20 protein-coding genes are annotated in these 23,367 nt (G+C 35.6%); 6 read left to right on the top strand and 14 right to left on the bottom strand.

Annotated features, from left to right (window positions below; genetic code table 11):
* Nucleotides 1–79 precede the first annotated feature (79 nt).
* Nucleotides 80–2,086, top strand: a complete 2,007-nt coding sequence (locus tag BGC7_RS01330) for a DUF349 domain-containing protein (RefSeq protein WP_087880027.1) — start codon at nucleotides 80–82, stop codon at nucleotides 2,084–2,086.
* A 131-nt stretch (nucleotides 2,087–2,217) separates the two neighbouring features.
* Here BGC7_RS01330 and BGC7_RS01335 read toward each other — a convergent pair whose 3' ends face one another.
* From BGC7_RS01335 to BGC7_RS01360, 6 genes are all read right to left on the bottom strand, one after another.
* Nucleotides 2,218–3,156, bottom strand: coding sequence for an alpha/beta hydrolase family protein (locus BGC7_RS01335; RefSeq protein WP_050699737.1), 939 nt, complete (start codon nucleotides 3,154–3,156; stop codon nucleotides 2,218–2,220).
* Nucleotides 3,157–3,327: 171 nt separating this feature from the next.
* Nucleotides 3,328–6,006: an AsmA family protein gene (locus BGC7_RS01340; protein WP_050699738.1), complete on the bottom strand. Its 2,679-nt coding sequence runs from the start codon at nucleotides 6,004–6,006 to the stop codon at nucleotides 3,328–3,330.
* Between the two features lie 131 nt (nucleotides 6,007–6,137).
* Nucleotides 6,138–7,250, bottom strand: a complete 1,113-nt coding sequence (locus BGC7_RS01345; protein WP_050699739.1) for an acyltransferase family protein — start codon at nucleotides 7,248–7,250, stop codon at nucleotides 6,138–6,140.
* Nucleotides 7,251–7,260: 10 nt separating this feature from the next.
* A complete protein-coding gene (locus BGC7_RS01350; protein ID WP_050699740.1) occupies nucleotides 7,261–8,154 on the bottom strand; it encodes a class I SAM-dependent methyltransferase in 894 nt (297 codons plus the stop codon).
* Nucleotides 8,155–8,157: 3 nt separating this feature from the next.
* On the bottom strand, nucleotides 8,158–9,246 hold the full coding sequence (locus BGC7_RS01355; RefSeq protein WP_157258612.1) for a hypothetical protein: 1,089 nt from the start codon (nucleotides 9,244–9,246) through the stop codon (nucleotides 8,158–8,160).
* A 94-nt stretch (nucleotides 9,247–9,340) separates the two neighbouring features.
* Nucleotides 9,341–10,846, bottom strand: coding sequence for a helicase HerA-like domain-containing protein (locus BGC7_RS01360; protein WP_050699742.1), 1,506 nt, complete (start codon nucleotides 10,844–10,846; stop codon nucleotides 9,341–9,343).
* A gap of 142 nt (nucleotides 10,847–10,988) precedes the next feature.
* Between BGC7_RS01360 and BGC7_RS01365 the strand changes: the two genes are divergently transcribed.
* Nucleotides 10,989–12,308, top strand: coding sequence for a hypothetical protein (locus BGC7_RS01365; protein WP_242034399.1), 1,320 nt, complete (start codon nucleotides 10,989–10,991; stop codon nucleotides 12,306–12,308).
* Nucleotides 12,309–12,332: 24 nt separating this feature from the next.
* Here BGC7_RS01365 and BGC7_RS01370 read toward each other — a convergent pair whose 3' ends face one another.
* The 4 genes from BGC7_RS01370 to BGC7_RS01385 form a co-directional block, all read right to left on the bottom strand.
* Nucleotides 12,333–13,118 carry a prephenate dehydrogenase/arogenate dehydrogenase family protein gene (locus BGC7_RS01370; RefSeq protein ID WP_050699743.1) on the bottom strand — a complete coding sequence of 262 codons (786 nt, stop codon included), beginning with the start codon at nucleotides 13,116–13,118 and terminating at the stop codon, nucleotides 12,333–12,335.
* 91 nt (nucleotides 13,119–13,209) lie between these two features.
* Nucleotides 13,210–14,271, bottom strand: coding sequence for a bifunctional 3-deoxy-7-phosphoheptulonate synthase/chorismate mutase type II (locus BGC7_RS01375; RefSeq protein WP_050699744.1), 1,062 nt, complete (start codon nucleotides 14,269–14,271; stop codon nucleotides 13,210–13,212).
* A 23-nt stretch (nucleotides 14,272–14,294) separates the two neighbouring features.
* Nucleotides 14,295–15,464 (bottom strand): pyridoxal phosphate-dependent aminotransferase, encoded by a 1,170-nt coding sequence (locus BGC7_RS01380; protein WP_050699745.1) that lies wholly within the window; start codon nucleotides 15,462–15,464, stop codon nucleotides 14,295–14,297.
* A gap of 28 nt (nucleotides 15,465–15,492) precedes the next feature.
* Nucleotides 15,493–16,335 carry a prephenate dehydratase gene (locus BGC7_RS01385; RefSeq protein ID WP_050699746.1) on the bottom strand — a complete coding sequence of 281 codons (843 nt, stop codon included), beginning with the start codon at nucleotides 16,333–16,335 and terminating at the stop codon, nucleotides 15,493–15,495.
* Nucleotides 16,336–16,690: 355 nt separating this feature from the next.
* Here BGC7_RS01385 and BGC7_RS01395 point away from each other — a divergent pair, with 355 nt between their 5' ends.
* Together BGC7_RS01395 and BGC7_RS01400 are read left to right on the top strand one after the other, a co-directional pair.
* The gene (locus BGC7_RS01395) at nucleotides 16,691–17,665 is read left to right on the top strand and encodes an acyltransferase family protein (protein ID WP_050699748.1); all 975 of its coding nucleotides are present in this window, start codon (nucleotides 16,691–16,693) and stop codon (nucleotides 17,663–17,665) included.
* Between the two features lie 137 nt (nucleotides 17,666–17,802).
* The gene (locus BGC7_RS01400; RefSeq protein ID WP_050699749.1) at nucleotides 17,803–18,894 is read left to right on the top strand and encodes a DUF6688 domain-containing protein; all 1,092 of its coding nucleotides are present in this window, start codon (nucleotides 17,803–17,805) and stop codon (nucleotides 18,892–18,894) included.
* A 42-nt stretch (nucleotides 18,895–18,936) separates the two neighbouring features.
* Here the strand turns inward: BGC7_RS01400 and BGC7_RS01405 are convergent, their stop codons facing one another.
* Nucleotides 18,937–19,668: a glycoside hydrolase family 25 protein gene (locus tag BGC7_RS01405; protein ID WP_050699750.1), complete on the bottom strand. Its 732-nt coding sequence runs from the start codon at nucleotides 19,666–19,668 to the stop codon at nucleotides 18,937–18,939.
* A gap of 119 nt (nucleotides 19,669–19,787) precedes the next feature.
* On the opposite strand from BGC7_RS01405, the gene BGC7_RS01410 reads away from it, so the two are divergent.
* Together BGC7_RS01410 and BGC7_RS17540 are read left to right on the top strand one after the other, a co-directional pair.
* Nucleotides 19,788–20,114, top strand: a complete 327-nt coding sequence (locus tag BGC7_RS01410) for a CD225/dispanin family protein (RefSeq protein ID WP_050699751.1) — start codon at nucleotides 19,788–19,790, stop codon at nucleotides 20,112–20,114.
* A 69-nt stretch (nucleotides 20,115–20,183) separates the two neighbouring features.
* The gene (locus tag BGC7_RS17540; protein WP_082206401.1) at nucleotides 20,184–20,603 is read left to right on the top strand and encodes a DUF2752 domain-containing protein; all 420 of its coding nucleotides are present in this window, start codon (nucleotides 20,184–20,186) and stop codon (nucleotides 20,601–20,603) included.
* Between the two features lie 57 nt (nucleotides 20,604–20,660).
* Here BGC7_RS17540 and BGC7_RS01415 read toward each other — a convergent pair whose 3' ends face one another.
* The 3 genes from BGC7_RS01415 to BGC7_RS01425 form a co-directional block, all read right to left on the bottom strand.
* Nucleotides 20,661–21,053, bottom strand: a complete 393-nt coding sequence (locus tag BGC7_RS01415) for an HIT family protein (protein WP_050699752.1) — start codon at nucleotides 21,051–21,053, stop codon at nucleotides 20,661–20,663.
* A 7-nt stretch (nucleotides 21,054–21,060) separates the two neighbouring features.
* Nucleotides 21,061–21,528 (bottom strand): transcription elongation factor GreA, encoded by a 468-nt coding sequence (gene greA / locus BGC7_RS01420; RefSeq protein ID WP_050699753.1) that lies wholly within the window; start codon nucleotides 21,526–21,528, stop codon nucleotides 21,061–21,063.
* Nucleotides 21,529–21,693: 165 nt separating this feature from the next.
* Nucleotides 21,694–22,866 (bottom strand): TlpA disulfide reductase family protein, encoded by a 1,173-nt coding sequence (locus tag BGC7_RS01425; RefSeq protein WP_050699754.1) that lies wholly within the window; start codon nucleotides 22,864–22,866, stop codon nucleotides 21,694–21,696.
* Nucleotides 22,867–23,367 lie beyond the last annotated feature (501 nt).

The raw sequence follows: 23,367 nt of genomic DNA on the forward strand, positions 1-23,367 counted from the left end.
TTAATTTGCCGCGTGAAAAACATGAGGTATAACCAGCCATAATAAAAAGTATACCTTTCATCTTAAAAAAACTGACTATATGAATGAGAACCTAGACCCCGAATTGCCTGTGGAAAAATCGACAGAAGAAGTCAATATTGAAAATGCAAGCACTGTAGATGCTGCATCTGAAGCTGCTGTACAAGAAGCGGTAGAAGACAAAGCCACTGACCATTCTGACGCCGAAGAAGATGCGCAATCGGAAGCAACTACAGAGTCTTCTGTTGCAAAGGATACACCTTTGGCAAAAGAAGAGACCACCGAAAAACTTGAAGAGGAAGAGCCCGATGTGGAAATGCCTGAAGAAAAGGCTATTGAAAAGCATGCCTCTTTGTCGAAAGAAGAAGTAATTGAAAAATTGAAAAATCTGTCTTTGCAGAAAGAAATCCCTCCACGCTCGGAAGTAGAAGCTTTAAAGCAGGCATTTTATAAATTACGTTCGGCGAATGTAGAAACCCAAAAAGCAGAATTCATCGAAGCGGGAAATGATCCGGCAGCTTTTGTGCCGTCATCGGATCCATCCGAAGATGTAGTAAAAACATTCCTGAACGATATTAAAGAGAAACGAGCGAATAATGCTGCCGAAGAGGAAAGGCTGAAGGAAGATAATTATAATAAGAAACTTGGTATAATAGATTCTATAAAGAATCTTACCGAAAGTTCCGATGACTTTAATAAGCTGTATAAAGAATTTAAAGACTTGCAGCAAAAATGGAATGAAATTACATTAATACCACAATCGAAAGTAAAGGAATTGTGGAAGTCTTACCAGATATATACAGAAAAATTCTATGATCTGATTAAGATAAATAATGAATTTCGTGATTATGACTTCAAAAAGAATCTGGAACTTAAAAATGCTATAATAGAATCGGTAGAAAAACTATTAGAAGACTCTGATGCTGTTTCGGCATTCCATCAATTACAGAATTTTCATCATCAATGGAGAGAGATTGGACCGGTATCCAGAGAACTCAGAGAAGAAACATGGACTAGATTTAAAGATGCTTCTACTGCTATAAATAAAAAATATCAGACTCACTTCGAATCCCTCAAAGGAAGAGAAGAAGAGAATTTAGCTGAGAAAACTGCTATTTGCGAACAACTGAAGACGATAGATTATAGTGTTCTCTCCTCATTCAAAGAATGGGATGAAAAAAGTAAAGAAGTTATAGAATTGCAAGCTAAATGGAAGACAATTGGCTTTGTTCCTAAAAAAGTGAATACTCAGATCTTCGAAGAATTCAGATCTCTTTGTGATGCTTTCTTTGAAAAGAAAAGTGAATTTTTTAAGGGAGTCAGAGAAGATATGGATTCCAATCTGGAGAAAAAAAGAGCTTTGGCTGAACAGGCTGTGGCTTTGAAGGATAGTACCGATTGGAAATCTACTACCGATAAACTTATTGCGATACAGAAAGAGTGGAAGACAATCGGGCCTGTACCTCGTAAGTTTTCAGATATTATATGGAAAGAGTTTGTAACAGCTTGTGATTATTTCTTCGAGCAGAAAAAGAAAAATGATTCTTCTCAAAAAACAGAAGAACAGGAAAATCTTACTGCAAAAAAAGATATTATAGAGAAAATAAAAAATGTGGATATAACCAAAGATCCTTCAGAAGTGATAGCTGAGGTTAGAGATCTGGCAGATCAATGGCATAAGATTGGGTTTGTTCCATTCCGTGAAAAAGATAAAATCTATAAGGAATTTCATCAGGCTGTAGATGCTCATTACGATAGATTGAAGATAGATAAAACAGAACGTAGGTTTGAATCGTTCAAGTCTAATATCAAAGATAATCTATCGAAACAGGATAATCCGAGAAGAGCTCTATATCGTGAACGTGAACATTTGATGCATCAGTTCAATAAAGTGAAGGCTGATCTTCAAACATATGAGAACAATATGAATTTCTTATCGATATCTTCCAAAGGAGGTGGCGGTCTGCTAAAAGATATCAATCATAAAATAGAAGATCTCAAAAATGAGTTGGATTTACTTGTGAAAAAGGTGGAAACGATAGATGAACAGCTAAACGAACTGGAATAATCTGACAAATAACACTTAGATATAAAAAGGCTTTTTGAGTCTATATATAGTATAGTCGGAAGAAATATCTTCCGACTATTTTTTTGTTATCTGCTTGGCTGTTATCCGATATTGAGTAATACAAAGTATTATTATTTACTCCTCATACAATGCTTCCTTTCTTTAATCCAATGGATAGCAATGTCAATTGGTTGAGTAGAATCTGAAAATGCAACATTATGTCCTAATGAAGGAAAAAAACAGTATTCGTAAGGTTTACTCTGTGTTTTAAGTGTGTTGAGACGTTCTATTGATAATCCTACGGGAATTTGTATATCTTTGCCGCCTAAAAGCCAAATGCCAGGAACAGATAGCTTACTAAGGGTATCGTAAGGGTCAGTATTTTCAAATTGGTAACGATCTGTAGCATTGAGTATGTGTTCACGGACTTCTGCTTCGGTATGATTATCCCAAAAATTAGGATTTCCATCTGTGAAAAACTGAAAACGAAGCTGTTCGAGAGTAGGTACTACAGGCCCACAAAAAATCACCATAAAATCTACAAGCGGATTTATATTTGTCGCAATAGGAATTATCCACCCTGCCTGACTAAAACCAATCAACCCAATAGGTATATTTTTGTTTTGTTGATGAAGTATATTTATGGCAGCACTTGCGTCTTTTGCCAATAGGTTGAGGTTAAAAGAGTCAACATTGTTAGTGCTTACTTCCGGGCCGGCATACACTCCGTCCGACTCACCAACTCCACGTTTGTCATAGGTGAACACCGATATTCCGTTTTTAGCCAATAACAATGCAAAGTCTCTCATTCGTGACTCTTGACCCGAACCATGTACAAGAACTACTGCTGCATGCGAATATTGAGGAGTATAGACTGTTCCAGCCAGACTAACTCCTTCACTCTCGAATTTGATATCTTTTGTAATTATATCCGATGATTGGGCTTTTATATGATTGAAGGACACTAATAATAAGAGTAGAAAAAAGCCTGTCCGATAAAAAATGGAGATATTTTTTAATCTATCGACGCTTTTGGTGTTACAATTTATTGAATAATTATTTTTTGCCATATTCTGTGGTTCTCAATTATTTGGTTTTATAGTAAGACGTAATAGATAAAGAAAGGTTACAGATTTTTGATAAGTATATAATTCAACATAGAAAAACAAGATACAATTATCTAAATAAAAGAGGTCGGAAAAAATTTTTTCCGACCTCTTTTATTTAGATGTGTGAATATATTATTCGGCGCTACCTGTAGCTTCTAATTTCTTTATTTGTTCTTCTGCCTTGTTTTTCATATTTTGTCCTTGTTTCTGAGCTTCTTCTACCAGTTTCTTTCCTGCTGCTGTGGCTGCTGCTTTTGCAATAGGATTCTTTCCTGCTTTACTCACCAAATTATCTGATTGTTTTTGGGCTTCTTCTACTAATTTTGTAGCAGCATTATCAGCTTCTGTTCTTAGTTTGGCTATTTGTTTTTCTTTCTCAGCAGAAATGGTTGACGATACGTTTCCGCCTTTTTCTCCACCGAGTAGATCGTTGATTGCCGAAGAGGCTGCTCCGCTTAATAGGGCTTTAGTGTCTACTCCTATTTTAGGACTGGTAAATGTACCTCCTATGGTGATAGGCACATTGTTGATGAAATTGTTGGATAATGATTTCGGAAGAGTGATTGTTCCTTTATAATTTATGCTTTGATCTAATCCTGTAGAGCCTTCCAACTTCATTACTCCACCATTACCTATATTAAGGCTGAATGGTTTTGCAATTATTTGTCCATTGTCAATAGAGAATGGAAGATTAAGATCTTTAGGAGATATCGATTTTAGGGCATCTACTTTTAGTGCTGAAGATAGAGCCGATAATGCAGCTACATTTTCAACTTTTACATCGCTGGTCTGTAATGCTCCACTACCGGTAAGGCCAGCAAGCGTTTGCATAATAGATTGTCCCAGAGAAGTGTTGAACTTAAGATTCATTGAGTATGTTCCTATTAAGCTCTCAAATATTGGTGCAAATTTCTGAATAGACTCTACCGATTTGAATGTTTCGGCAAATGACACTTTCGATAGTGCCAAGTCGAAATCTACTTTTGGATTTTTAGGATCTGATGTGTTATATGATCCTGTTACTTTACAAGATCCGCCTAATGCATTTGCACTTACATTATTAAGAGTAAGAATGCCGTTTTTGACCGACATATTACCATTCATGTTGGTAATGTTTATTTTGCTGTATATTACCTGATTGAGTGCTGCATTAAGTGCAAAATCAATATTTTTAGGAATGATTATATCTTCTGTAGAAGAAGCAGCATCCGAGGTTTCTCCAGTTGCAGTTTCTTCACTCAGGAAGTCGTTAGCATTCAGATAATTTGATTTTATATTAAGCTGTCCTTTCAGAATTTGATCTTTTAGGGCATAAGCTATAAAGTTTTCGAGACGGCCGCTGGCTGATATATCATTCTTCCCTATTTTTAAATCCAATGCAGGAAGATTTACATAGCGAGGGGTGAATTCTAAAGAGGCATTATTGATAAGTACTTCAGGCATGTCTGTACCTTTATAAACCATATTGTTTACTTTCAAGTTTCCTGATGCCGACACATTCTCATATTGTTCTTTTTCTATAGCCGACATTCTTGTTGCTATATTGATATCAGCTACGATTGTACCATTAAGTTCTGTGCCTTTTTCCAAAGGATATACATCTTTTATCATACTAAGATTAAGAGTTCCGTTGGCATGAGCTTTCAGGTTAGGGTCACTTATAGGTGTTGAAATATTCAGATTTCCGCTAAAAGGATTTCCTCCTAAATTGAAACTGAATTTGCTGATGTCCACAATCGTATTATCCAGATCTCCACCTTTGCTGTTAATAGCTACAGCTACATTAATATCGTTTACCGATTTTGGTAATGATGGATATTGGAACATCGCATTGCTTACCAGAATTTTTACGTCAAATGCCGGATATGTCTCATCTTGCATAAGTCCTTTTACATATGCTTCGAGCGACGCTGTACCGGATGTTTTTACATCCTTGAAATCGTTAGTATACATTGCCGGTACTAAAGATAATATGTCTTTGAACTGAGTATCCGGTGCATTAAGTTTCAGGTCGAAATCCATGCCTTCATAGTCCTTGCCCACCATAGCAAAAGAACCATCGATGGAGGCTGTCAATTCATTTATTTGTAAATTACTTTGAGTAAATACAAACTTCATATTATCCAGATCAGCATTTAGATCAGCATCAGCAATTGCTTTTACCTTGTTAAGGTAAGGTACATTTCCCATTAGGAATGTAAGTTCATCTACAGTTGCTTTTATTCTCATTGTAGTTTCGCTAGCCGAAAAATCTCCCGATAGTTCTCCGTTCAACTTATTTACAATGGCTTTCATATTTGTAGAGTCGTTCTGATAAATAACATTACAGTCATTTAAAGATATACTCTTTAGGTTAAGCTTGAAAGGTGTACTACTTTCACTTTCTGTAGCGCTGGCAGTAGAATCTACTTTTACTATATCATAGTTTACACGTCCGTCGGCTAATACTTTTGCATATACCGAAGCTTTGTCCAGATTTATTTTCGAGATGTTGTAGTTGCTTCCGAACAGGCTCATCAGATCTATAGTCACGCTTCCCGATTTAGCCTGTAAAAGTGTATCACTAGCAAAATCTCCCACTCCTATTATAGTTGCATCGTTAAGGGAAAGTGTTGCATTCGGAAAATTAGAGAAGAGATTAAGTCCAAAGTCTTTTATATCCACTTTAGCGTTTAACTGTTCATTAGCTACATTTAGCACCGCCGTTTTGATTTTATCCTTAAACAGGAATGGGATAGCTATCATTGCTATTATGATAACACCCACAACGATACCTGCTATCGTAAGGCCTTTTTTTACTCCTTTTGTCATAATGTCGAGGTTTATTAGTTTTGTTTGTATTGTTTAACGTTTTGTTCGTGTATTTGTTTTGTACATCATCAAAAATCACCGAAAGTTACGGCTTTTTTAATTATTGCAAAAACTTGAGGGAGTAAATCGTTTTACGCTTCTATGTCTCTGCTCTTGACAGCTTGTATCAATCTGTCTAGTACAGGATTTACTAACTTATTATAGAATAGGGACATTATATATGAAATTACAATCGTAAGGACTAGATGTATAAGTGCCCATAATAAGATGGAAATTTGCTCATTCTCGGTAGTGTATCTAAGGGTGTAAGCACGTAGCATTCCATTTATTATAAACATAAACATACTTATTTTTCCAATAAATATAAGAGGATTTTTGATCATTTTTGACGAACTATTATAAACAGGATAGCATATGTAGAGTATCAGAATAGTTGCAGAGATAAAACTGTAAGGGTAGAAGCACTCGTAAAAATTAGCTAATATAAATATAAGAAGGGCGGGTAGTACTATCTTATAGTCTAAACGGAATTTTTTGAACATTGCAAGCCCCATAGCCAAAATAAATTCCGGTAAATGTCCAATGAAATTAGCAAAAAGAGGGATGTTTAGTCTGTCGAAAACAGGTAGTAAAATATATATAAGTAAAAGGCTTAGACCTATCATAATAAAGAATCCTTTTTCCTTATACTTATCCATTAAATAATATATAAATGGAAAGATCAAATATAATTGGACTATGAATCCAAAAAACCAAAATGGACCAGCATAAAAGTAAAGGAATATAGTATCGGAAGAAAAGTTATTGTATAATAAAAGAGTCGATTTCGCAAAGTCTAAGTATTGGTTTATTGAAATTATATTGATATGATAAATAAGAACAAAATAACATATCAGTCCTAAAATAATCAATCCGTAAATTTTGATAATCTTAGGTAAGATATAAACTATATATGAAGACGGTTTTCTCTTTATGAATTGTTTTGCTAAGCCATACCCACTGGCAAAAATGAATATTTCTACTCCGAAATGTCCGAAATATGAAAAACAGGCATTTATCAATGATAAAGGATCATTGATAATAAAAGAGATTAATTCATAAACACGACTATCCTTAAAATCAAATTCATTCTCTCCTATAGGATTTGTCCAGTGAAAGAAATTATGCAAGACAATAGAAAGAATTCCTAATCCTTTCAATAAGGTTATCTGAGGCTTCGAAAGATTATATAAGATAGCACCCATCTATTATTTCTTATTTCTTAAATCGGGCATAGACACTCAATGGCAGATTTTTTCCTGATTTTTCGGGTATGATTAGTTCTCCGAACTGAATATCTTTTACCGCAGGAAAATAATCTTTTATAAGGTTTTCTGCTATAACGGGAGAGAATCCCATCGAATAAAGATTGAGGATAAGAAATGAATCGCTAGGGCTGAGCAAATCACTGCAATGTTGCATTAGTTCGGCAATGTTATCCTCCAATATCCATTTTTCACCATCGGGGCCTCTGCCATAGGCCGGAGGATCTAATATGATTCCATTATAAGTGTTTCCTCGCTTTACTTCTCTGCGGCAAAATTTAAGAGCGTCTTCTACTATCCACCGTATATTGTCAAGACCTGAGGACTCCATATTTTCGCGTGACCATGTGATAACCTGTTTTACAGAATCTACGTGGGTTACATCTGCCCCTGCGCTTTTGGCTGCGATAGATGCTCCTCCGGTATATGCGAACAGATTGAGTATCTTTGGCTTTTCTATTGCTAATCCGGCTATAGTCTCATAAATGTAATTCCAATTTTCAGCCTGTTCGGGAAATATACCTACATGTTTGAACGATGTTAGTCCCAACCTGAATTTTAGATTCATCTCTTTATACTGGTACGTAATGAACCACTGGTCGGGCATTCCTTTTTTTTGCGTCCACGTTCCTTTGTCATTTCCGTCTTGTGAGGTTTTTCCTTTTTCCCGTTTGAATGTAGCATCGGCTATCTCTACCCATTCTTTCTCTGAGAAGCTCTTTCTCCATACAGCCTGCGGCTCGGGACGCCGTATTATATATTTTCCAAAACGCTCCAGCTTTTCGTATTCTCCCGAATCTACGAGTTCATATTCTTTCCAATGTAAAGGCTTTAATAATTGCATTATTTATTTTCCTCTAAATAGTTTAATCCTGAATGAAAAATCGAGAGAGATTTGATGCTCATAGCAAAATGCTCCTGCCGATTTTGTTTTTAACCGTACAAAGGTAGGTTTATAAATAATACCTCCACTGAAATAAGACGTAAAATAATAATGACCGGAGAATATTAATCCGATTGTGGAATAATCCCATGTTTTTTCTTGTATAGAAGGTATAAGCCCCGGACGATAGTTGAGATAACTTTTCTCACGTGATGTATTGTAAGCATAGGTAAGCCCATATCCATACGAAATACGGTTTATTATACGGTTGTCAGATATACTGAAGGTAAGGGAACCTATACGCTCATCTGAATATTCAGGATTTATACGATCCTTTATATAATCATAACTAGAGTAGTGATTATATGAATAAGGGGTGTCATCTTCAAAACTTATATCTCCGGCAAATACCAAGCTACTATGCAGATTTATAAATCTGTTTTTTTTATAATAATAATCGAATCCGGCAGATAAGCCAAAGAAATGCCCTCCCGATTTTCGTGATTGATTTTCAGGCTTGAAAGTGTATGTTCCCGGATAGAAGAGGGGGAATGAAAAATTGAGAAAGAAATCGCCTTTATTTCTTCCAATACTTGGTTTAGTAGTAAGGTATTTGTTTTTTCGTTTGCGTAAATCCTGTTTCAGCCCTGAGGGAATATTTTCATCTTGATACAAATTGCTGTTCAGTAAGATCGGGCTTTTGTATGTAAATCTTCGGGAAGAAGTGAAATCGAAAAGCCCATATACTATAGTCGGCATAGTTAGCAGATTGAGATATACGGTAGAGCTAATTTGGGGTTCTATATTTATTTTTTTCCCTTTGGGGACAGAATCCGTAATGATTTTAAAGCTGAGAGGATATTTACTTCTTTTAGCCTCTATGGCAACGGCATTGTATCCATCATTTGCTTCTGTGATGAGTGTGTCGGATTTGTATACGACTTTGGCTTTATCTGCTGTATATAGATATACCAAAGTTTCGTCTCGGTTGAGCATAATGGCACAGGAAGAGAATAGCAGGCATGAAACTATAAATAGTATAAATTTGTGCATAATATAGATTTAAAGTTGTATGGTTATAAAGATAATAACAAATGTGAAATACAAAAGCAGCCTTGTTATAGACTGCCTTTTATATCTTACTTTCTTATCTCTTCTTTGTTCCTCCTTTTAGGAACGCATTGACTACCTGCTTTGCTATAGGCATGAATACTGAGGTTGCCATCTTGCTCCAAAATCTCTTGTTTTCGGTAGATTGTTTTTGTTCTTGTCGTTGCTGTTCTTTTTCAGCTCTCTCAATTTCTTTCCGAGCTTTGGCATCTGCTTTATCTTTTGCTATTTGTTCTTTTTCGCTCAGAGTATTTTCCATTCGCTCGGTAAGCTTTTCATAAGCCGATTCTCTGTCCTGTGTCTGTGCATAGTGACGATAAAGTAGAGAGTCTTTTGTCATCTTCTCTCTCACTTGCGCATCGAGAGGGCCTATCTTACCTTCGGGCGGAAGTATATATGCTCTTTCTACTTGATTGGGGCGTCCTTTTTCGTCGAGGAATGAAACTAAAGCCTCACCAGTTCCCAGTTCGGATATTGCAGTTTCTGTATCGAAAGAAGGATTTGCTCTGAATGTCTGTGCTGCTACTTTTACAGCTTTCTGATCTTTTGGTGTATATGCGCGTAAGGCATGTTGTACACGGTTTCCTAACTGCCCTAATACAGAATCAGGTATATCGGCAGGTGTTTGAGAAATGAAATAAATTCCTATTCCTTTCGAGCGGATAAGGCGTACTACCTGTTCTATTTTTTCGAGAAGTGCCTTTGGTGCATCGGAAAATAGTAAATGAGCTTCGTCGAAAAAGAATACAAGTTTTGGTTTGTCGGGGTCGCCTACTTCGGGCATTACTTCAAATAATTTAGTCATCAGCCACATAAGGAATGTGGTATATACCTTTGGCGAATTCATCAATTTATCGGCAGCAAGTATATTGATAACGCCTTTTTCGCCTATGGTTTGTATGAGGTCGTCTATATTGAGATTCGGTTCTCCGAAAAACTGGTCTGCACCGTCATGTTCCAATGTTATCAATCCCCGTTGTATAGCACCTATACTTGCTGTAGATATATTACCATAGGCTGTAGTAAAACGGCTGGAATTATTTCCTACATATTCAAGTAGTTTTTGTAAATCTTTCAGATCTATAATTTCCAGATCTTCGTCTTTGGCTATCTTGAATATTATAGTCAGTACGGCAGACTGTGTGTCGTTCAGGGAAAGTAGCCTACTGAGAAGTAAAGGTCCCATGTCGGCAACTGTAGCCCTGATAGGTGTGCCCTGTTGGCCAAAAACATCCCAAAACTGTACAGGGAAACTCTGGAACTTAAATCCTTTTTCGTCCAGATGGTAAGACGCTACTCTCTGCGTAACGCTTTCTTTATTTCCACCTGTAGCTGCTACCCCCGACAGGTCTCCTTTTACGTCTGCGGCAAAAACGGGTACTCCCATCTGGCTGAAAGTTTCGGCCAACGTCTGCAAGGTAACGGTTTTTCCTGTTCCTGTTGCTCCCGTAATCAACCCATGGCGATTTGCCATCTTGGGAATCAGGCAAACTTCAAGATTTTCTGAAATGGCGACAAATGCTCTTTTCTCGTTATCAAACATTGTATATTGATTTTGTATTATTTGTATAATCTATAATAATTAAAACTTGAGATCGAAAAAAGTTCGTGAACATTGGCAAAAATAGTGATTTTATTATTTGGTAGTTCATAAGATTACTATAAACATTATCTTTGAAAAAAATATGGCAATGGACATTGCAAATAAAACGTGGACCTGTATAAGTAATAATCCTGTAAAATCTATAATCCTAGTCGGCGTATTAGTTCGCTTGCTGGTTGCGGTTTTGTATCAGCATATAACTTTATATCCCGATAGTGATGGTTATATTTTTCTTGCAGATAAGTTACTGACACTCGACTTGTCGGGTTATGAAGGACAGCGCTCTCCGGGATATCCTTTGTTGCTTATTATAGGAAATTCTGTATTCGGTGCTGTTTTTATACAAGCGGTAATAGGAATTTGTACTACGATTGTTTTCTATCGAACTTTATTGTTGCTAAACATTAAGGATAAGCCGGCTCTTATAATATCTCTTATCCTGACTTGTTATTTGCCCGTCATTTTTTTCGAAATGGCTATTCTTACCGAGAGCGTAACTTTGTTTGTGATAACATCAATATTCTATGTCTATTTTAATATAATTTTTAAAGAGGAGCGGAGGCTGTCTTTTTTCTGGCTTGTTCTGTTGTCCTTGTATCTTGTATTGATAAAACCCTTCTATATATTTTTGCCTATATTGTTGTTCTTTTTCCTTTCGTTTAGAAAGATGGTTGATAAAGGACATATCGGAAAATACCTATTACTGCTGCTTTTGCCATTGATTACTTATTTAGGATGGTCGTATGTAAATAAATTGAATACAGGATATTTTGTTCCTACAACTTATTATGGATTCAATCTCGCTCAAAATTGTGTGTCTTTTGCCGAAAATACTTCTGTCGAATATAGAGAAATTGGTGAGGTGTATGCAAAATATAGGGATAATAGAATTTCGGACAAAGAGGAAGCAATGGTTATATGGGAGGCATGCCCCGAGATGGAAGCTAAGACTGGACTTTCTTTCTCCGATTTATCCAATCTGCTTTACGATTATAGTGTGACTACAATAAAAATGAATCCTTTGGCCTATCTGAAGCAAGTATCGGTTTCGTGGATGGATTTCTGGAAGACCTCATTCTATTGGGAGCCTTACAGTTTTGGAGTGCCGCAAGCAAATGAATTTATCGGATACATTGCTTTTGCCGAACGGATATTGTTGCAGTTGGTAAAAGCTCTTTTTGTTTTGCTGATTCCTTATAATATAATATGTGATTTGAGAAAGTGGAGATTCAGCCCTCAACTGATAATTTCTGTTGTGGTACTCTCAGCTTCTATTTTGCAGGCGCTGATGACATATGGTACAAATTCCCGATTCAGCTTTCCTTTCGAATTGCTGATAATTGTATCTGTAGTTTTGAATATGAGACAATATATAAATAAAGAAAAACCGCACGTTGAATAATCATTGTGCGGTTTTCTATTATTGTCAATTACTTTTATCGGCTATATTTCCTCTTACTTTTGTGAGGAAATTGAGCATTTCTTTGCTGTCTTTCTTTTCTATTATTTCCAACAGGCTTTTTAACTCTTTGCGTATCCCTTCTATTTGAGAAGGCGAATGAGGATTGAAAAGTATTTCTGTCAGTAAGAAATCGTCTTCGGAAAGTAGTCCTTTTGCAATTTCCATGTGTCGCTTAAATGTTGTACCCGGAGCTTCCTGGTGTTTCATTACTGATGCAAAAACCAAAGTGGATGCAAATGGGATGGACAGAGAATATGCTATTGTTTCATCATGCTCTTCGAAGCTGTAATCAAAAACTTTTAGTCCTAAGCTTTTGTACAGGTCTTTGAAGAATATTTTGCCCCAGTGGTTCGATTCCGAAATAACGATCGCACTCTGTGTACTCAGATCGCTGAGGTTGGCGAATGTAGGGCCAAACATCGGATGAGAAGAGGCATAAGGATGTCCTGATTTCTCATAATATTCCTTCAAGCCGGTTTTTACCGATGCAATATCAGATATGATACAACTCGCGTCTAAGTATGGAAGTACCATTTCGAATGCATCTATCGTATATTTTACTGTTGCAGCATTGATAACAATCTCCGGATCAAAATCTTTAATTTCTGCCGGATTGCTCATTCTTACAACATTATATACAAAGCGAAGGCGTTTAGGATCGGTGTCGAAAACGGCTACATCGTGGTCGAAACTTAATACATCGGCAAAGAAGGAACCCATTTTTCCGGCTCCAAGTATCAATATTTTCATTTTATATATTACAGAAAGTAATTAATAATATTCTTCGGATCATGACCAATTTTTACTTTATCACTGATAAAGTAAAAATTGGTCTGTGGTCTTACTTATTCAGAATGTCTATTTGTTTTCTAACAGATTCTTCGTGTATTGCTTCCAGAACCACACGCATAAATTCAGGATTCATACCCATTCCTTCAGCTTGTGCAATACGTTTTTGCAAAATCTCATCATAACGGTCTGTTTGCACAATAGTCATATTGTGTTCTTTCTTGAAAGTACCTATTTCGCAAGATATGCGCATGCGTTTAGCTAATAGTTCCAATAGCTGGTCGTCTAATTCGTCTATTTGTCTGCGCAAAGCCGAAAGGTCTTCGGTTGATTGTTTGCCGTCACGAATAACAAGTGCGCTCAATATCTCTTTCAGTCTGCTTGGTGTTACTTGTTGTGCGGCATCGCTCCATGCTTCGTCCGGATTACAGTGAGTTTCGATGATAAGCCCTTCGAAATTCAAGTCCATTGCTTGCTGAGACAGAGGTTGAATCAAATCACGTTTTCCTCCGATATGGCTAGGATCGCAAATAATAGGCAGATCTGGGTAGCGGCGTTTCAGTTCGATAGGAATATGCCATTGTGGTAAGTTGCGATAGATCTTTTTGTCGTAAGAACTGAACCCACGATGGATAGCTCCCAGTTTTGTAAGACCTACATTGCTAAGACGCTCCAGTGCTCCGATCCATAGCTCCAAATCCGGATTTACAGGGTTTTTTACCAATACAGGAATATCCACGCCTTGCAATGCTTCGGCTATTTCTTGTACAGCGAATGGATTTGCAGTGGTACGGGCTCCGATCCACAATATGTCTACTCCGTATTTAAGAGCCTCATAGACATGCTTCTGAGTTGCCACTTCTGTAGACACATACATGCCTGTTTCTTTTTTTACTTTTTTCAACCATGCAAGTCCTTCACTTCCTACACCTTCAAATCCTCCGGGTTTGGTACGAGGCTTCCATATTCCTGCTCTTAGAATTTTTACTCCATCTTCAGATAATTGACGAGCAGCGCTCATTACTTGCTCTTCTGTTTCGGCACTGCATGGTCCTGCTATAACAAGAGGACGTTTCGGGTCAACTCCCGGTAGTAAAATAGAATCTAGTTTCATAATTGTTATATATTTTAAAATTGTTATTTCTTATTTATTCTTTTTATTCTCTCCAATGCTTCTTTTAGCATGTTTTCATTGCAACATAGGGATATGCGTATATATCTTTCTCCTTTATCGCCAAATATAAAACCCGGTGTAAGAAATACATTTGCATTGTACAATACTTTATCTGCCAACTCCTCGCTGCCATTATATATGGCTGGTATTTTTCCCCAAAGAAACATACCGACTTGGTTTTTATCATACGTACAGCCTAGCTCGTTCATAATGGCTTCTGCATACTGTCTTCGTGCAGAATAGAGTTCTATGTTGTTTTTGTGATGCCACTCATCGGAGTTGTTCAATGCTGCTACTGTTGCCAACTGCATAGGTTTCAATATTCCGCTTTCTATATTACTCAATACTTTCAGTATCCACTGTATAAATTGAGCATTAGAAGTCACTAATCCTATACGCCACCCGGGCATGTTGTGCGATTTGCTCATCGAGTTCAGTTCTATACATATGTCTTTTGCCCCTTCCACTTGCAATATGCTGAGAGGCTTATTGTTTAGTATAAGACTGTAAGGGTTGTCGTGGGCTATAACTATATTGTGCTTTTTGCCGAAAGCAACTAACTTTTCGAATAGATCGAGACTTCCGTTTGCTCCTGTTGGCATGTTAGGATAATTAACCCACATTAGTTTTACTTTCGACAAATCCATTGCTTCCAATTTTTCGAAATCGGGTTGCCAGTTGTTGTTTTCGTCAAGATCGTAAGTATGAATCTCTGCTCCTAACATTTTACTCACTGATGTGTAAGTCGGATATCCGGGATTTGGTACTAATACGCCATCTCCGGGATTGAGGAATGCAAGTGATATGTGCAGTATTCCTTCTTTAGATCCTATGAGGGGTTGTATTTCTTTTGCCGGATCGAGAGAAACATTATACCAGCGTTTGTACCAATCGGCAAAAGCTTTTCTTAGCTCAGGAATACCTACATGAGGTTGATAGCCGTGTACATCATTGTTTTTGGCTGATGCAGAGAGAGCCTCTACTGTTTCCTCCGAAGGTGGAAGATCGGGACTGCCAATGCCTAAGCTAATTACGTTTTTACCTGCTGCATTCATTTCTGCAACTTCACGCAATTTCCTTGAAAAATAGTATTCACTGACTGTATTTAGCCTGTCTGCCGGAATTATATTCATAATTTTCTATTTTCGGTTTTTGAAAGATTTACATTTCGCTTTGTCTGCCTTCAGGATATTCTCCCAGTGTTTTTAGTTCGCTTATCAATGGGCGGATAGCATCGAGAGACTGGTGGTATCGTTCCATATCGGAAAATGCGAGGTCTACATAAAACTGATACTCCCATTCTCTGCCGATGATAGGCAACGATTGTATCTTCGACAGACTGATTCCGTAAAAGGATAGTACAGACAATACTTTTGACAGGCTGCCTTCTGTGTGTGGCAAAGTGAATACAATGGATGATTTATTAATGACTTCATTCTGTTGTATTTCTTCCACAATCCAGCGATTGCCGAATATAAGAAAGCGAGTGAAATTGTGTTTATTTGTTTCTATTCCCCTCGCTAATATATTTAATCCGTATATTTCTGCTGCTCTTACGCTACAAATGGCAGCAGTACCCGTCATCTGTTTTTCTGCAATATCTTTTGCTGCAAGTGCAGTATCTTCATGTTCTATGATTCTCACTCCGGGCAGTGTGTCCAGGAAATCTGTACACTGCATCAGGGCAATAGGGTGAGACTCCACTTCTTTTATGTCATGAATCGTTTGTCCCGGAAGGGCTGCCAAACAATGCGATATGCGTTGTTTAAATTCTCCTGCTATAGGAAGTTTACTTTCTTTTAACAGGTTGTAATTTCCCAACAAGCTACCCGCTATGGTGTTCTCAATGGCCATTATGCCAATTGTATTCGGTTCTTTTTTTATAGTAGAGAAGATATCCCGGAATGTGATGCATGGAACTATTTCTACTTCTTCTCCGAAAAAGTTTTCGGCGGCAATGCCATGATATGCACCCAGTCCTCCTTGTATTGCTACTCTTTTCATATGTTTGTTAATAGTCAAAAAAAAATCCCGTCATATCTGACAGGATTCTATATATTTCCGATTGTTTTATTTCATTTCAATTTTCTCATACAAAATCCTGTTTCACTTTTTAAAGTAAAAGTAAAAAAAGAAAAAGTATGTATAAGAAAAATTCTTCATTATGCGTATTCGCTTTTATTATGGGTACAAATGTAATACTTTTTTGAATATTACAAACAATTTGTCTTTTTTTTATTGTTTTTTTATCCTATATCATTGTGTAAAATATTTGTCTCTGTTTATTAATAATATTAGAGATGATAACTTTATATTTGCTAATTAATTACTTATACACATAATTCTGAATATATCTATTATGAATATGCTTATATCATTCAAGCAAAATTATACAGAGAAAAGCTTTCGTTATGGCGGTATTGATTTATTAAAACATTTGTTGGCTTTTTTTGTTATTTTTCAACATATGTCTTCCGAGTCTCGTTACTCAAGTGAATTGAATTCTTTTATTCAAGAAATTGTATCATATATTGGTGGTGCGGTTATGGGTTTTTTCCTAATCTCGGGTTTTTTCTTTCGTCCGTCTGAAACAATTAAGCTGTCTGTCTCTAAAATATTTAAGAGAATGATGCTTCCATTTTTTATTTTTTCATTATTGTATGCTATTCTTATGTGGTTGTTAGGAAAAGGGAATTTAAAAGATGGCTTGTGGCAAACTGTGACATTACATGGTGCGGGAATGCAGTTATATTATCTTTCATACCTGTTTGTAATATCATCAGCATATATGATATTAAGTTTTTTTGCAAAAAAGATAAATGTTTCTTTTAATTATATACTGTCGATTATTCTAGTGATATCTTTTGTTACTTCTTTATTTCTTCCTACACTTTCGCCTACAGGAAGCGATTATAGATTATTCCCGATTTATGTATTATGTTTTGGAATAGGAATCTCTTTTTCCATTTTGAAAAAGAAAAGTTATCAAAAATTCTATTTTTTAGTCATGGGAGTGATTGTTGCGAGTTTTCTTATTGGTATTTTCGATTATCGTTTTTACCATTTGTCGTTTGTCTCTTTTTTATTGCTATGTGCGTATTTTATTTCTATTAACGTTAAATCTGTACAAAAGAATTTTCACGGGAGCGGTGGAATTTATTTACTTCATACTCCTATTGTAAATTTTACGATTTCATCATTATTAATGATGATAGGGCTCTCAGGGTATCTCAACTTATTTTCCTCATTGTTACTTACATATATTATCTGTTTGATTGTTACTCTTTTATTTATTCGTTATTTACCTTTCTATAAATGGGTTTTCTTAGAATAATCTAAAAATAGTTTTTCTAAATAAATTCCGTTTATCGTTCAGACAAAGATACTTTACTAATTTGTTTTGTCATTTCATAAATAAAATTAACTTTGTGTTTCAAAGTTCTTTTTGTTGTGAAAGTGAAATTAATACTTATGACTATTATTATATTTATACTCATCTTCCTTTTTTTGGGATCTATTATTTTTTATACGTATCTGAATGAATCAGGAAAACATAGATTTATTCGTATTATAAAATTCTTATTTAAGGTATTATTTGTAATAGTTTTTCCTGTTATTTTTCTCAGAGTAGCCGATGTCTCTTCCAATGACTGCTGTTTGGATACAGCTGTGTTCTCACCTGAACATAAACTGACAGTCTATGTTCTGATTAGTATAAGTATTATTTCTTATTTTATTGGATCCTATAGAAAAGAAATATTTTCGCCGGTATTAGAGGTTTTGTTGAATAGTTTGCTTATTATAGGTCTTGTTTTAGATGTTTTGATTCTCATTCAGATAACATGGGGCGAATGGTCGGGGTTAGGTTTTATTTTTTGTTCTCCGATAGCGGTTCTTTTTATAAGAGTTTTGAATCAAAATCACAAGCTACTCTTATCATATATTGAAGAGAGCGGGTTCGAACCTAAATCAAAAATAGAGAAATTTGCATGTGAAATACTCATTTCCAGAAACAAATTTTTGTATCTGCTAATATTATGTTTTCCTCTATTGTTTCTTATTGCATCAGCTCTCATTTTGTTTGGTCAAAAGCCCGACTCTATGATACGAGCTTTTACTGAAACATATCGTCAAGGCTTTTCCCAGCTCGATTATATGTGTGAAAATGTTGAATGTGGCGGACATTTTCTTTGTTCTGTAGCAGCGAAAGGTCATCATAACGTAGTAAAGCCCGAACGCTATGGAGAACGATTGGGGAAACCGATAATATGTAATAGACAATTGCTTGTAGCTAATGCTTTTGAAGAACTTATCTGGAAAAAAGCACCTCGTCTTCATAATATAATAAGACGTAATTATAATAAAGTAGGGGATTGTATCCACAAATATTATTATTTGTTTAATAATAAATATATAGCAGATACAATTTATATATTAATGAAACCTTTGGAATATATTTTTATTTTTACGTTGTACACGCTTATGAAAAATCCGGAAAACATAATAGAGATGCAGTATTTAAGTAAAAAGGAGAGAAGTGAAATTGATAGATTAAGAGATTGAATAAAGATTTTATCTAAAACTTTTTCTCTTATTTACAATTTCCTACCTCTTGATCAACAATTTCTCAAAGGCCTCTCTGCTTCCATTAAAGGCATTCAGATCTACAGGTGTATTTATACCTTCTATCTTGCCACGATTAGTATATTGCCAGAAAAGCCAGTTGCGTCCATCAGGTAGATTGGGCTTCGATAAAATATCCCGTATCCATATAGGGTTGTTTGGAAATTGGTTTATTAAATAGTTTTTATAAAATTCGTTAGTGGTATATATAACTACTTTTCGTTGATAATGATCTTCCAATATTTCGAAGTAGCGGGTTATTTCTGCAATGAGATCTTCTTTACGGTTTTCTTTACAATTACCTCCATACTCAAGATCGACAATGGGAGGCAGGTCGATACTGTCTTTGGGTACATAATGTATATAGTTGCGAGCCTGCTCGTCACCACCTTTGCAAAAGGTGAAAAAATGATATGCAGCTACAGGAATATTATTATGTATAGCTTCTCGCCAATTTCGCTGAAAAAGAGAGTCTTTATGATTGCCTCCTTCTGTCGCTTTTATGAAAGCAAACTGTACAAGCTTTTTATCTAACTTCGCCCAATCTATTTTCTGTTGATGATGAGATACATCTATCCCCTGAACGGGATATTCTGTCAATGGAGGATAGTTCATCCGTATGTATCCCTGATTGTATGCGTAGTATAAACCTGCCGAAAAAAACAATACAATAAGTAGTATTGTAGATAAGAATATAATGTGTCTCACTTTCATATCGGAGAGTAAAGTTAATGCTATAAAATAATTTTAGCTAAGAATTATCAAATGTATTTTCTTTAATGTGAAAATTATGTTTATTTTTGAAAAAAATACTAATTTAATAAATATATATTATGTCAGAATTTCAAAACACAAATTTGGATGATTTTGCTAAGCCGGAAAGGCCAAACAATTATCTGGTTATTGCCATCGTAGGAACAGTACTTGGACTTTGTAATTGTATTCCTGCTATTTTAGGAATCATTGCTATTGTATTTGCAACACAGGTTAATTCTAAATACGATGCCGGAGACTACGCCGGAGCGGAAAGTTCGTCTAATACAGCAAAAATATTAGGTTTCATCTCTTTAGGATTGGCCATATTGGGACTGGTTGTTGGTGTCATATATTGGATTATAGCAGGTGCTAGTATCCTTGAACAATATCAGAATGCGATGTAAAATCGATATGTCTAAAAAATAAATTTCATAGAAAGGTAATCAAAGGTATTACCTTTCTATTTTTTATTGATGAAACGATATAAATACATATTTCTTACAATAGCAATTATTGTTCCGCTTATCACCATATTCCTATATTATAGGTATTATAATATGGATGAGCAGGGTATTTGGATCAATCGGTGCGTTTTTCATCACGTTACAGGATTGGATTGCCCCGGTTGTGGAGTCCAACGGGCTTTTCATTTACTTCTTCATGGAGAATTTTTACAAGCATTAAGGCATAATCCTCTCTTTATTCTAGGGATTCCGGTTATTCTGTACTATTATTATCTATTGATAGGAATACATATATTAGGAAATAATAATTATTCACAGAGTGTATTTTTATCCTCACGGGCTACCTTTATCTTTCTAATATTATTGGTCATATTTTCTATAGTTCGTAATATCCCTGTCAGTCCGTTTATTTATTTGTCCCCTCCGTAAAATAAAAAAAGTGATCGGAATCTCTTCCGACCACTCTTCTTAAGCGTATTTAGCTTTTTACATCTGCTTACTTATACTTCCGGCTATTTCAAGAAATTGCTTTTGATCAAACTTCTGCCTCGGATTTGATAATATCATGTCCGACTCCTTATTTATCGGTATAAGATGTATGTGTGCATGAGGTACTTCCATACCTATCACCATCATTCCTATTCGCTGGCATGGAATAGCTTTCTTTATTGCCAAGGCTATTTTTTTAGCAAAAACATTCATTTCCGCAAGTGTAGAATCTTCCAAGTCGAATATATAATCTACTTCTTGTTTGGGTATGACCAAAGTATGACCTTTCGTCATCGGGTTGATGTCGAGAAAAGCATAAAATTTATCATTTTCGGCAACCTTATAAGAAGGTATCTCTCCGGCTACTATCTTACTGAATATACTAGCCATTGCTTACTTAGATTGTAATATTCAGTATTTCGAAACTCATCATACCCGACGGTACTTTTATTTCGGCTACATCGCCTACCTTCTTACCCATAAGTCCTTGTGCGATAGGTGTGTTTATCGCTATTTTAAACTCTTTTAGGTTGGCCTCGCTTTCTGCTACCAGCATATATGTCATTTCCTGATTGTTCTTCGTATTGCGTATAGTTACTCTGTTTAGTATCTGTACTACATCAGTACCTATAGCATCTTCGTTTATTAAACGGGCATTTGCTAATAGATTTTTTAGCTGTGCTATTTTAGCCTCCAGCAGGCCTTGAGCTTCTTTGGCTGCATCATATTCTGCATTTTCAGACAAGTCGCCCTTGTCGCGAGCTTCTGCTATCTGTTTCGATATAGCAGGTCTTTCACTTTCGAGAACACTAATGTCCTCTTTCAGCTTTTTATAGCCGTCTTCTGTCATGTAAGTGATAGCCATGGTAATTAAAAAATAAAATTAGTTAGTGACTATTATATTGTTTTTTTATGTGACAAAAAGAAAAAGAATCCTTGCCGTATAGGCCAGAACTCCTTTTCTTTTTTATCTTTCAGAACAAAGATAGAATTTAATTTCTATATCTTCAAAATATTTTCAGAATCTTTTTTATAATAATTTTTGTACCTCCGTGGCCAAGTCGTCAGACGATGACATTCTTTTTGCTATTTCACCTTTTTTATTGATTAAGAAGGTTGTAGGTATTCCTTGTATATTATATTTTTGAAGAACATCCGATCCCGCTCTTTCGTCTATGCGTACACACACCCAAGGAAGGTTAACCGCACTGTTTTGCCATGCATGATTGTCAGTGTCTACCGATACTTGATAAACTTCTACATTTCCCTTATATTTATTATATACATTGTTTATAATAATATTTCGGGCAGGAGAAAAATCAGTCTGGTATGCAGTGAAGTCTAATATTACTACTTTGCCTCGTAAAGAAGACAAGTTTACTTTTTGATTGTGTCTGTCGTACAGCGAAATGTCATAATATGATGAGTAGTCTTTAACCTCTGCTGTTTCCAAATTCTTTAAAGCTTCCTCCTGATTCGCCATATTTCTAATATTAGCTAATGCCGATAGAGTAAATGTTTTCAGATGTTCTGCTCTTGGAGAAGCCGATTTGTACTGATCCCAAACAGTGGCCACGGCCTGAAATACAGCAAGGTCTTTTTTGTTGAAAGGATCGAAAATCAAATATCCATCCACTTTTTGAAAAAGAGCAAAATATGCAGCCGGACTATTATAGTCTGAATATATAAGATTCCTTGCCTGGGTTTTGTATTCTTCCATTGCAGACTGAACGGCTGTTACATATTCTTCCTGAGATATCTTCTTGTCATTATATTGTTTGTTAAAGTCGGAAAATGCGTAGCTTAGTTTGTTCTGTGCTATTACTATATCTTTTATCTTAGAAGAGCTACTAGATCCCTCTATGGTATAGTCCGAAGCGAATGTCTCTTTAGGGGCTTTTACTGTAATAGCCTCTGTTGAGTCAACCGATAAATTTATCTTTTGTCCGTTCATACTAAGTAAATAAAACTCAGGATAAGCAAGACTTGCTTCTGCAAATTTAAAACTTCCGTCTTTACCTAATCTGACCGAATCTATTATCGTCGTTTCGTTCAGAGCCCGCCTTTCTAAATATAACATAGTAGAATCCGCATTGCTTATCGTTCCTTCTATTGTAAACTGAGGACTTTTCTCTTTGCAAGAAATAATAGAAATAAGAACGAAAGATATAATTATAGACTTTGATAAAAAAGAGGTTTTCATGTATAGCATTTTTATATTATATATTATAGCGACAAAGATATTAATTAAATCGAATCCTATAATCTCTATAGATTACGTTTTTACTTTGTCGGATGAATAAATCGCGCTCTGGTGCTCGTTTTTGTTTTTTCATCAGTCTGTATTATTTTTTTTTTCTTTGAAAGTTGTTCATTTATAGTATATTGTTTGTTTGGATAGAAAAAAGATTAAAAATAGTTTGTGATATATTTGGAATTGGTGAATAATTGTGTTTATCTTTGCACCCGCTTTGGGAGTTAAACGAGCGAGTTTAAAACGAGCGAAAGATTGGGTTGAAGGTTTGTTTTGCGATTAAGCAAGAGTTTAACTATATCACCGATTATTTTTCTTCCCTAAGTTTAGAAGCGATCTTTGAAGGAAATGAAATAACAACATTCAAGAGTGTAGTACAAGGATACATTAAATTGTATCAGCAAGGGTATTATACCGTCATTACTTAATAAAAGTAATAAATCGGGCAGG

Source organism: Dysgonomonas sp. BGC7 (genome assembly GCF_001261735.1).
GTDB lineage: Bacteria > Bacteroidota > Bacteroidia > Bacteroidales > Dysgonomonadaceae > Dysgonomonas.

Excerpts from the sequence above, each read along its gene's own strand:
- BGC7_RS01330 (WP_087880027.1), top strand. The coding sequence starts at position 80 with ATGAATGAGAACCTAGACCCCGAATTGCCTGTGGAAAAATCGACAGAA.
- BGC7_RS01335 (WP_050699737.1), bottom strand. The coding sequence starts at position 3,156 with ATGGCAAAAAATAATTATTCAATAAATTGTAACACCAAAAGCGTCGAT.
- BGC7_RS01340 (WP_050699738.1), bottom strand. The coding sequence starts at position 6,006 with ATGACAAAAGGAGTAAAAAAAGGCCTTACGATAGCAGGTATCGTTGTG.
- BGC7_RS01345 (WP_050699739.1), bottom strand. The coding sequence starts at position 7,250 with ATGGGTGCTATCTTATATAATCTTTCGAAGCCTCAGATAACCTTATTG.
- BGC7_RS01350 (WP_050699740.1), bottom strand. The coding sequence starts at position 8,154 with ATGCAATTATTAAAGCCTTTACATTGGAAAGAATATGAACTCGTAGAT.
- BGC7_RS01355 (WP_157258612.1), bottom strand. The coding sequence starts at position 9,246 with ATGCACAAATTTATACTATTTATAGTTTCATGCCTGCTATTCTCTTCC.
- BGC7_RS01360 (WP_050699742.1), bottom strand. The coding sequence starts at position 10,846 with ATGTTTGATAACGAGAAAAGAGCATTTGTCGCCATTTCAGAAAATCTT.
- BGC7_RS01365 (WP_242034399.1), top strand. The coding sequence starts at position 10,989 with ATGGCAATGGACATTGCAAATAAAACGTGGACCTGTATAAGTAATAAT.
- BGC7_RS01370 (WP_050699743.1), bottom strand. The coding sequence starts at position 13,118 with ATGAAAATATTGATACTTGGAGCCGGAAAAATGGGTTCCTTCTTTGCC.
- BGC7_RS01375 (WP_050699744.1), bottom strand. The coding sequence starts at position 14,271 with ATGAAACTAGATTCTATTTTACTACCGGGAGTTGACCCGAAACGTCCT.
- BGC7_RS01380 (WP_050699745.1), bottom strand. The coding sequence starts at position 15,464 with ATGAATATAATTCCGGCAGACAGGCTAAATACAGTCAGTGAATACTAT.
- BGC7_RS01385 (WP_050699746.1), bottom strand. The coding sequence starts at position 16,335 with ATGAAAAGAGTAGCAATACAAGGAGGACTGGGTGCATATCATGGCATT.
- BGC7_RS01395 (WP_050699748.1), top strand. The coding sequence starts at position 16,691 with ATGAATATGCTTATATCATTCAAGCAAAATTATACAGAGAAAAGCTTT.
- BGC7_RS01400 (WP_050699749.1), top strand. The coding sequence starts at position 17,803 with ATGACTATTATTATATTTATACTCATCTTCCTTTTTTTGGGATCTATT.
- BGC7_RS01405 (WP_050699750.1), bottom strand. The coding sequence starts at position 19,668 with ATGAAAGTGAGACACATTATATTCTTATCTACAATACTACTTATTGTA.
- BGC7_RS01410 (WP_050699751.1), top strand. The coding sequence starts at position 19,788 with ATGTCAGAATTTCAAAACACAAATTTGGATGATTTTGCTAAGCCGGAA.
- BGC7_RS17540 (WP_082206401.1), top strand. The coding sequence starts at position 20,184 with ATGAAACGATATAAATACATATTTCTTACAATAGCAATTATTGTTCCG.
- BGC7_RS01415 (WP_050699752.1), bottom strand. The coding sequence starts at position 21,053 with ATGGCTAGTATATTCAGTAAGATAGTAGCCGGAGAGATACCTTCTTAT.
- greA (WP_050699753.1), bottom strand. The coding sequence starts at position 21,528 with ATGGCTATCACTTACATGACAGAAGACGGCTATAAAAAGCTGAAAGAG.
- BGC7_RS01425 (WP_050699754.1), bottom strand. The coding sequence starts at position 22,866 with ATGAAAACCTCTTTTTTATCAAAGTCTATAATTATATCTTTCGTTCTT.